This is a genomic window from Streptomyces triticisoli (assembly GCF_003270085.1).
GTDB classification, from domain to species: domain Bacteria; phylum Actinomycetota; class Actinomycetes; order Streptomycetales; family Streptomycetaceae; genus Streptomyces; species Streptomyces triticisoli.
On record NZ_QFDQ01000091.1, the window covers coordinates 1 to 7859 of the forward strand.

General features: G+C 73.3%; 8 protein-coding genes. 1 reads left to right on the top strand and 7 read right to left on the bottom strand.

Annotation, left to right across the window (positions count from 1 at the left end):
• The 6 genes from DEP02_RS15770 to DEP02_RS15795 form a co-directional block, all read right to left on the bottom strand.
• A partial coding sequence (locus DEP02_RS15770) for a hypothetical protein (protein WP_112467951.1) occupies positions 1-262 on the bottom strand: 262 nt, incomplete at its 3' end.
• Between the two features lie 66 nt (positions 263-328).
• Complete coding sequence (locus DEP02_RS15775; protein WP_112467957.1) at positions 329-1078, bottom strand: SDR family NAD(P)-dependent oxidoreductase; 750 nt, start codon at positions 1076-1078, stop codon at positions 329-331.
• A 64-nt stretch (positions 1079-1142) separates the two neighbouring features.
• Positions 1143-1946, bottom strand: a complete 804-nt coding sequence (locus DEP02_RS15780) for an SDR family NAD(P)-dependent oxidoreductase (protein WP_112467952.1) — start codon at positions 1944-1946, stop codon at positions 1143-1145.
• Positions 1947-2107: 161 nt separating this feature from the next.
• Positions 2108-3505, bottom strand: coding sequence for an MFS transporter (locus tag DEP02_RS15785; RefSeq protein WP_112467953.1), 1398 nt, complete (start codon positions 3503-3505; stop codon positions 2108-2110).
• Complete coding sequence (locus DEP02_RS15790; RefSeq protein ID WP_112467954.1) at positions 3502-4395, bottom strand: polysaccharide deacetylase family protein; 894 nt, start codon at positions 4393-4395, stop codon at positions 3502-3504. The genes DEP02_RS15785 and DEP02_RS15790 overlap by 4 nt, the downstream gene beginning before the upstream one ends.
• Before the next feature lie 122 nt (positions 4396-4517).
• Positions 4518-5519 (bottom strand): asparaginase domain-containing protein, encoded by a 1002-nt coding sequence (locus tag DEP02_RS15795; protein WP_112467955.1) that lies wholly within the window; start codon positions 5517-5519, stop codon positions 4518-4520.
• A gap of 203 nt (positions 5520-5722) precedes the next feature.
• On the opposite strand from DEP02_RS15795, the gene DEP02_RS15800 reads away from it, so the two are divergent.
• Positions 5723-6793 (top strand): LacI family DNA-binding transcriptional regulator, encoded by a 1071-nt coding sequence (locus DEP02_RS15800; protein WP_112467956.1) that lies wholly within the window; start codon positions 5723-5725, stop codon positions 6791-6793.
• Between the two features lie 74 nt (positions 6794-6867).
• Here DEP02_RS15800 and DEP02_RS15805 read toward each other — a convergent pair.
• Positions 6868-7859 (bottom strand): DUF5914 domain-containing protein (locus DEP02_RS15805; protein WP_232839144.1); only part of this gene is annotated, 992 nt, incomplete at its 5' end.

Genomic DNA, 7859 nt, shown 5'->3' on the forward strand with positions numbered 1-7859 from the left:
GGGGCCGCCAGCCCGCCGGCCGCGCACCGCGCTCCGCGGCCGCCCGCCACAGCGTGTCCAGGTCCGCCGCGTGCACGGTGCGGCCGACCCGGTCGCCGAGCAGGTATCCCGCGGACAGCCAGGCCCGGACCCGCAGTCCGGACCCGCGGTCCAGAAGCCGGTCGGTCCTCGCGGCGCGGGCGGCGAGGACCGACCGGCTCGGCGGGGCCAGGACGTCCTCCCAGCGCGGTACGGAGCGGCCCGCGCCGCAGGCTCCGCACATCCGTGGCTCACCCTCCTGTCACGGCCTTGTGGCGTTACGGTGTTACAGCGTCACGGCGTCACGGCGTCACGGCATGACGTCGCCGCTGTTGGGGCCCAGGGTCTGTCCCACGTAGAGGTTGCCGCCCGGATCGCCGGCCAGCAGTACGGCGGTGGGGGCGACCTCCGCCGGGACACCGAAACGGCCGAGCGGCAGTTCGGCCTGCTTGGCCTTCTTCCAGTCCTCGGTGATGCCGTCCACCAGCGGGGTGAACACCGGTCCGGGAGCGATCGCGTTGACCAGCACCCCGTGCTGGGCGACCTCCCTGGCCAGCGCCTTGGTCAGCCCGATGACACCGGCCTTGGCGGCCGAGTAGTGCACCAGTCCCTCGCCCCCCTTGATGCCCAGCTGGCTGGCGATGTTGATGACCCGGCCGCTGCCGCGGGCCACCATGTGCGGCACCGTCCAGCGGCAGCACAGGAAGACGCTGCGCAGGTCGATCGCGATCATCTCGTCCCAGGTCTCGACGTCCATCTCGACCAGCGGGACCTCGGTGAGGATCCCCGCGGAGTTGACCAGGACGTCGGGCACGCCGAGCGAGGACACGCAGCTGTCCACCATCTGCCGGGTCTGCTCCGCGTCGGCCACGTCGACGACCGCGGTGGCCGTCTCCGTCCCCTGCGCCGCGTAGCGCTCGGCGAGGGCGGCGAGCCGGTCTGCGTCGCGGTCGGCCAGGAAGAGCCGCGCGCCCTCGGCCGCGTAGGCGTCGGCGATGGCCGAGCCGATGCCGCTCGCCGCGCCGGTCACCAGCGCGACCTTTTCCTGAAGGACTCCCATGTCGTTCACCTTTCCCTGCCGCTCCGTGTGCTGCCGCCCCGCTGCTGTGTGTGCCGCCGCCGCGTCACTCCGGCCACCGGACCGTGAGACCGCCGTCCACGATCAGCTCCTGGCCGGTGATGTACGCGGCGTCGTCGCTGGTGAGGAAGCGGATCGCGCGGGCGACCTCGTCGGCGTCGCCCACCCGGCCCGCCGGGATGCTCCGGCCGGCCCGCTCCAGTCCGGCGGGGCCCAGGGAGTTGGCCTCGTCGAGCGACTGCGGGGTCTCGATCAGGCCGGGGATGACGGTGTTGACCCGGATGCCGCGCGGGGCGAGCTCGGTCGCCAGCGACCGGCACAGCCCCAGCACCCCGCTCTTGGCGGCGGCGTAGTGGGCGTGGTCGTCCCAGCCGTACACCCCGCCGGCGATGGAGGAGACGGCCACCATGGCGCCGGGGCCGGTCATCACGGCGGCGGCGGAGCGGAAGGTGCGCAGCACACCGGTCAGGTCGACCGAGAGCATGTCGTTCCAGGCGTCGTCGTCGAGGTCCGCGAGGGCGGCCCGGCGCAGTACGCCGGCCCCGGCGACGGCGATGTCCAGCCGCCCGTACGTCTCTACGGCGGCCCGGGCCAGGGCGTCGACCTGCGCGCTGTCCCGGACGTCGACCGCGACCGCGGTGCAGCGGCCGCCGGCCTCCTCGACCAGCCGGATCGTCTCGTCGGCGCTGTGCGGGTCCTTGGGGTAGAAGCCGACGACGCTGTCGGCCCCGGCGCGGGCGTACGCCACGGCCAGGGCGCGGCCGATGCCGCTCGCGCCACCGGTGATGACGGCCACCTTGCCGGCCAGCCCGTCGTCGCGGACCGGGGTGGTGTGCTCGCTGGAGGACATGTTCTGCCTTTCGTGAAGTTCCCGGTACGGGGGATTCGCGGTGCGGGGAGTTCCCTTGCGTGGGGGTTCCCGGTGCGGGGAGTTCCCCGTACGACGTGGAGTTCCCGGTGCGTGGCGGGTGCGGGCCACCACGCACCGGGAAGCAGGGGGGAGGGGGCGGCTCAGGCCGCGGCCCCCGCGGCCGCGGGGGCCGGCTCGTCGTCCGTGTCCTGGCTGACCTTGTGCGCGCCGAGCATCAGGACGCCGGAGATGAACATCCCCAGGGCGCCCGCGAGGAACGCGGCGGTGGTGGCGCTCGCACCGAACCCGATGAAGGCGCTGAGGACCGCCGAGCCGACGATCGCGCCCACCGGACCCATCACGTGGGCGGTGTTGGAGCCGATGCCCCGGACCCGGGCCGGGAACGACTCGCCCATGTAGAACACCATGGCGGAGTACGGGCCGAGGAGGAAGAAGAGCCCCAGGGCGTACATCGGGATGACGTACGCGGCGTTGTTCGGCCCGAACAGCATCGCCGTCATCACGATGCCGCCGATGGTCCAGCCGACGATGATGGTCGTCCGCCGGCCGATCCGGTCACCGAGGTACCCGTGGGAGAGGTAGCCGAGGAAACCGGCCAGGTTGGCCAGGATCAGCACGACCAGCGCGCTGGAGAACGAGACGCCCTTGCCGTCGGTGAGGATGGTGGTGCCCAGCACCGAGAAGACCTGAATGCCCATCCAGTTGAACAGCCACGCTCCGGAGAGGCACAGGGTGTGCCGACGCAGGTCCGGGGCGAAGAGCTGGCGCAGACCGGACTCGTGGTCCCGGCTGATGTCGAGGTCGTACAGCGCCGCCAGCCGGGTCGCGTCGGCGTCCCGCCCGTCCTTGCGCAGCTCCCGCGTCCGCTTCAGGGCGACGAAGGAGGGCGACTCACGGAGCCTGGATCCGGCGATGATGATGACCACCACCGGGAAGGTGGCGAGGAGGAAGATCCAGCGCCAGCTCATCACCGGCAGCAGCACGGCGGCGAACGCCGCCGCCAGCAGGGCGCCGACCGGCCAGCCGCTCTGCACCAGGCTGAACATGAAGCCGCGGCGCCGGCTCTTGCCGTACATCTCGTTGAGGTAGACGCCGTTGACGACCTCCTCGGAGTAGCCGAGGCCGGAGATGGCCCGGACTCCGATGAGGGAGGCGGCGCCGCCGACCAGCGCGGTGAGGCCGGAGGAGACCGCCGCGCCCGCCGTGGTGAAGATCAGGCTGGGCTTGCGGCCCCAGCGGTCCAGCATCGGACCGACCAGCAGCGAGACGACGAAGGTGCCGACCGTCACTCCGGTCGCGATCGCCGTGGCCTCACCGGTGGTCCAGCCGAAGGTCTCGGATATCTTCGGCAGCAGGGTGCCGAAGAGCACGAAGTCGTAGACCGAGAAGACCCAGGCCAGGAAGCAGACCACGGTGGTGGTCGTGATGGTGCGCCGGCTGAGGGTCGGGGGGCCCTTGAAGAGGACCTCGTCCGAGGGTGTGCCGTTGCGCGGCCACTCGGTCTCGTCGACTATCTCCTGGTGCTGCACGGTGGTCATGCGCTGTCGCCCTTCTGACGCGGGTTGCGGGCGGCGAAGTCGTCCGCGATCTGGTCGAAGGTCACCCAGCGGACGCCTTCGTGGGAGTTGATGTGGTCGATGAGCCGCTCCAGCATCAGCAGCACCTGGGGGCGGCCGGCCACGTCGGGGTGGATGGTCATGGTGAAGACCGCGTAGTCCATCTCCCGGTGCACCCAGTCGAACTGGTCGCGCCACATCTCTTCGATGTCACGGGGGTTGACGAAGCCGTGGCTGTTCGGGCTGGCCTTGATGAACATCATCGGAGGCAGGTCGTCGAGGTACCAGTTGGCCGGGATCTCGATGAGGTCCGTCTCGTGCCCGCGCACCAGCGGCTTCATCCAGGTCTCCGCCGGCTTGCTATAGTCGATCTTGGTCCAGGAGTCGCCGACCCGGACGTAGTACGGCTCGAAGTCCCGGTGCATCAGCGAGTGGTCGTACTTGATCCCCCGCTCCAGCAGGAGCTCGTTGGTGACCGGGCTGAACTCCCACCAGGGGGCCACGTATCCGGTCGGGCGGCGGCCGGTGCGGGTCTCGATCAGCTCGATGCTGCGGTCCAGGACCGCGGCCTCCTGCTCGCGGTTCATGGCGATCGGGTTCTCGTGGCTGTAGCCGTGGACGCCGATCTCGTGGCCGGCGGCGACGCAGGCGTCGAACTCCTCCGGGAAGGTCTCGACGGAGTGGCCGGGCCAGAAGAACGTCTGCGTCAGGCCACGGCGCCGGAACAGCTCCAGCAGGCGCGGCACGCCGACCTCGCCCGCGAACAGGCCGCGGGAGATGTCGTCGGGCGAGTCCTCACCTCCGTAGGAGCCGAGCCAGCCGCCGACGGCGTCTACGTCCACTCCGAAGCCGACGAGGATTTCCTTGGGCATCGAACATCTCCTTGCCTGGTGACGCGGGGGTGAACCTGTGGGGGTCTGTGGGGCCTGTGGGGTCTATGGGGGGGTGGGCTGGAATGTGGGCGTGGGGGGGGGGCGGATCGCGAGGCGATGGATCAGGAACCGGCCTCGGCCAGCGGGTCCCGTCCGGCGAGCCAGGCGCGGACGAGTTCCTGCGGCGACCGGTCGGGTATGGCGCTCGCGGCGGCCAGGAGCAGCCGGGCCTGCCAGGGGCTGAGGTCGCCGGCGAAGATGGCGCCGACCCGCTGCAGTTCGGTGCCGCCGCCCGCGTAGAGGGGCGCGACCGGGCCGGAGTGCACCCGTGAGCAGATGAGCACCGGGCGGCCCGCCGCGACCGACTCGCCGACCGCGTCGACCAGCGCCGGCCCGGCGTTGCCCGCGCCGACCGCCGCCACCACGACCCCCGCGGCGCCCGCCGCCAGGCTGGCCCGGACGAACAGCCCGTCCGCACCGGGATAGACCGGCACCACGTCCACCCGGGGCAGCCGGGGGAGGTCGAGGTCGAGGGGGAGCCGCGGGCTGGGGCTCGGCTGCCACAGCGGCACCACGCGCCCGTCCGCCACCCGGAGCGCCGGTCCGCGCCCGGGCGAGGTGAAGGCGTGCGCCGACATGGTGTCGCTCTTGCGCACCCCGCGGGCGACGAAGGCGAAACCGTCGAAGACCAGCAGCGGGCCGTGGCCGCGGGCCGCGTCGTCGGCGGCCACGGCCAAGGCGTCGCCGAGGTTGGCCGGGCCGTCGGCGGCGCGGTCGTCGAACGGGCGCTGGGCGCCGGTCAGCACGATCGGACGCGGGTCGTCGAAGGCGAGGTCGAGGAGGAAGGCGGTCTCCTCCATCGTGTCGGTGCCGTGCGTCATCACCACCCCGTCGGCGCCGTCGCGCAGCGCGGTGCGCACCTCGCGGGCCAGCGCCAGCAGGTCGGCGGTGTCGAAGGCGTAGCTGCCCCGGGTGATCACGTCCCGCGCGCCGACCTCCACACCCGGCGGCAGCGGACCGGCCGACGCGACCAGCTCCTTCGCGAGCACGGTCGCCCGGCGGCCCTCCGCCCCGGACCGGCTCGCGATGGTGCCGCCGGTTGCCACGACCTCGATACGACGCATGAGCCCTCCCTTCGCAATCGATTGCGATGAGGCTATGCAAACGATTGCTTTCGGTCAATGGGTAATCGGACACTTGTCTGGCCGGGAGATTCACGGATGTGCGAAGCTCAGGTGCGCGACGGCGGTCGGCCGCCGTGCACGGGAGGAAGGCCCGACAGGGCCCGAGGAGGCCCCGCAGGGCCCAAGGAGAAGGAGTGCGGAGAGTGCCTCGGCAGGGAGCACGGGCGGGAGCCGGCGTACAGGCCGGTCGTGCCCCGGTCACACTCGCCCAGATAGCCCGGCAGGCGGGGGTACACGTCTCCACGGTGTCGCGGGCGCTGAGCACGGACGACGACGTACGGAACGGGGTCGCCACCGAGACCGCCACGCTCATCCGGACACTCGCCGAGGAACTCGGCTACCAGCGGGACCCGGCCGGAGCGGCGCTGCGCACCGGCCGCTCCCGCATGCTGGGCGTGCTGGTCCCGCGGCTGACCGACATCGTGCTCGCCACCGTCTACGAGGGGATCGACGCGGCCGCCGCGGCCGCCGGCTACCACACCGTGGTCGCCAACACCAGCGACGACCCGCAGCTGCAGCGGCGCCGGGCCGACGCGCTGCTCGCCCGCCGCGTCGACGGCCTGGTGCTCGGCGACGCCCGCTCCGACTCCGACCTCGTCGCCGAGCTGGCACGCCAGCACATTCCCCTGGTGCTGGTGTCGCGCCGGCTGCCGGGCCGGGTGTCGGTGACCGCCGACGACCTGCTCGGCGGGCGGCTGGCCGGAGAGCACCTGCTGGATCTCGGCCACGAGCGGGTCGCGGTGGTGGCGGGCGAGCCCTACGCCAGCACCGGCGCCGAGCGCACCCAGGGCTTCCTCGACGCCTTCGCCGAGGCGGGCCTGCCCGTCCCGGAGAGCCATGTCGTCCGCTCCCCCTTCGACGTGCCCGGCGGCCGGGCGGCGGCCGAGCACCTGCTGAGCCTGCGACCGCGGCCCACCGCCATCTTCGCGGTCAACGACTTCGCCGCGATCGGCGTGATGGCGGCGGTCCGCGACGCCGGTCTGCTGGTCGGCCGGGACGTGGCGGTCGTCGGCTACAACGACGTCCCCCTGGCGGCAGCCCTCCCGGTCCCCCTGACCTCCGTGAGCTCCCCGATGTACCGGATGGGCGAACTGGCGGCGACGACCCTGATCAACATGCTGAACGGCAAACCGGCCCGCTCCCGCCGTCTGCGTCCCACCCTGGTGGCCCGCGCCTCGACCCTCGCCGGCGGACCGCTCGGGACGGACGGCTGACACCGCCCGACCGGAGGGCCGGGACTGTCCTGGGCCATGAGTGCCGCCGCCCGGATACCGCCCCGGCAGTGCCCTCAGCCCGGGAAGCGTCCCGTGGAGCGCAGGGCCCAGCGCCGTTCGGCGTAGGCCAGGTCGTCGCGCCACAGGCGGCCCGCGGCGTACCGGATCACCGGGCGCAGCAGGGGGGCGGCACGTCGGGCCACGGCGAACCCGGGCCGTCCGGAGGTGGCCACGACGGCCTCCACCACCGCGGTGCGCGGCCTGCCCAGGGCGTCGCGTCCCAGCGGTGTCGCGTGGGTCTCCACGACGGAACCCTCGCCCTCGCCGTCGGTGATCCGCATGACGACGGTGCGCGGTCCGGGGGCGGTGAACACCGCGCGGACGGGGACGACGAGCCGCCCGGCGACCTTGAAGGAGACATCGACCGTGAAGGCGTCCTCCCCTCCCCGCGGGCCGGGGGTGTGCACGACGGTGAGGTCGACGAAGGAGTACGGGTGGTACCAGGCCCCGTGCCAGGGGTCGAGGCGGTTGGCGACCACGTCGTCCGGCTCGCAGACACCGGTCCCGGTGTACACGGCCGCCAGCGCGCCGGCCGCGGCGGGACGGACCGGCACCGGTGGCCGGCCGGTGGGCTCCTCGCCTCCGACGCCGTCCAGCCGCACCCACAGCAGCACCCCGTCGTCGTGGGCGGGCCAGGGCTCCCACCCGGCGAACGGCGTTCCGTCCAGGGCGAGTCCGTGCCAGTGGCACACCAGGGTGCCGCGGCGCACCGGACTGTCCCGCAGGGGCGCGCCCAGGTGGGGGCAGACACCGGGCCCGGCGACGGGGCGGCCTCGCCCGTCGCGCCAGAGCACCACCTCGTGGCCGGCGACGGTACGGGCCAGCGGCCGGTCCGCGCGCAGGTCGCGGGAGGCGCCGACGACGTACCAGTTGCCGCTCGGCCGGGCCTGCGCCCGTTCGAGCGCGTCGGCGATCAGCGCGGGCCGGGCCTCGCGCCACGTGGGGTGCCGGCGCTCCCGGGCGGCGGGGGCGCGGCGCAGGCGCAGGGGGAGGCGTCCGCGCCGGG

What these genes read in the sequence shown, in the direction of transcription:
- DEP02_RS15785 (WP_112467953.1), bottom strand. Translation starts at nt 3,505, where the DNA reads ATGACCACCGTGCAGCACCAGGAGATAGTCGACGAGACCGAGTGGCCG.
- DEP02_RS15775 (WP_112467957.1), bottom strand. Translation starts at nt 1,078, where the DNA reads ATGGGAGTCCTTCAGGAAAAGGTCGCGCTGGTGACCGGCGCGGCGAGC.
- DEP02_RS15790 (WP_112467954.1), bottom strand. Translation starts at nt 4,395, where the DNA reads ATGCCCAAGGAAATCCTCGTCGGCTTCGGAGTGGACGTAGACGCCGTC.
- DEP02_RS15795 (WP_112467955.1), bottom strand. Translation starts at nt 5,519, where the DNA reads ATGCGTCGTATCGAGGTCGTGGCAACCGGCGGCACCATCGCGAGCCGG.
- DEP02_RS15780 (WP_112467952.1), bottom strand. Translation starts at nt 1,946, where the DNA reads ATGTCCTCCAGCGAGCACACCACCCCGGTCCGCGACGACGGGCTGGCC.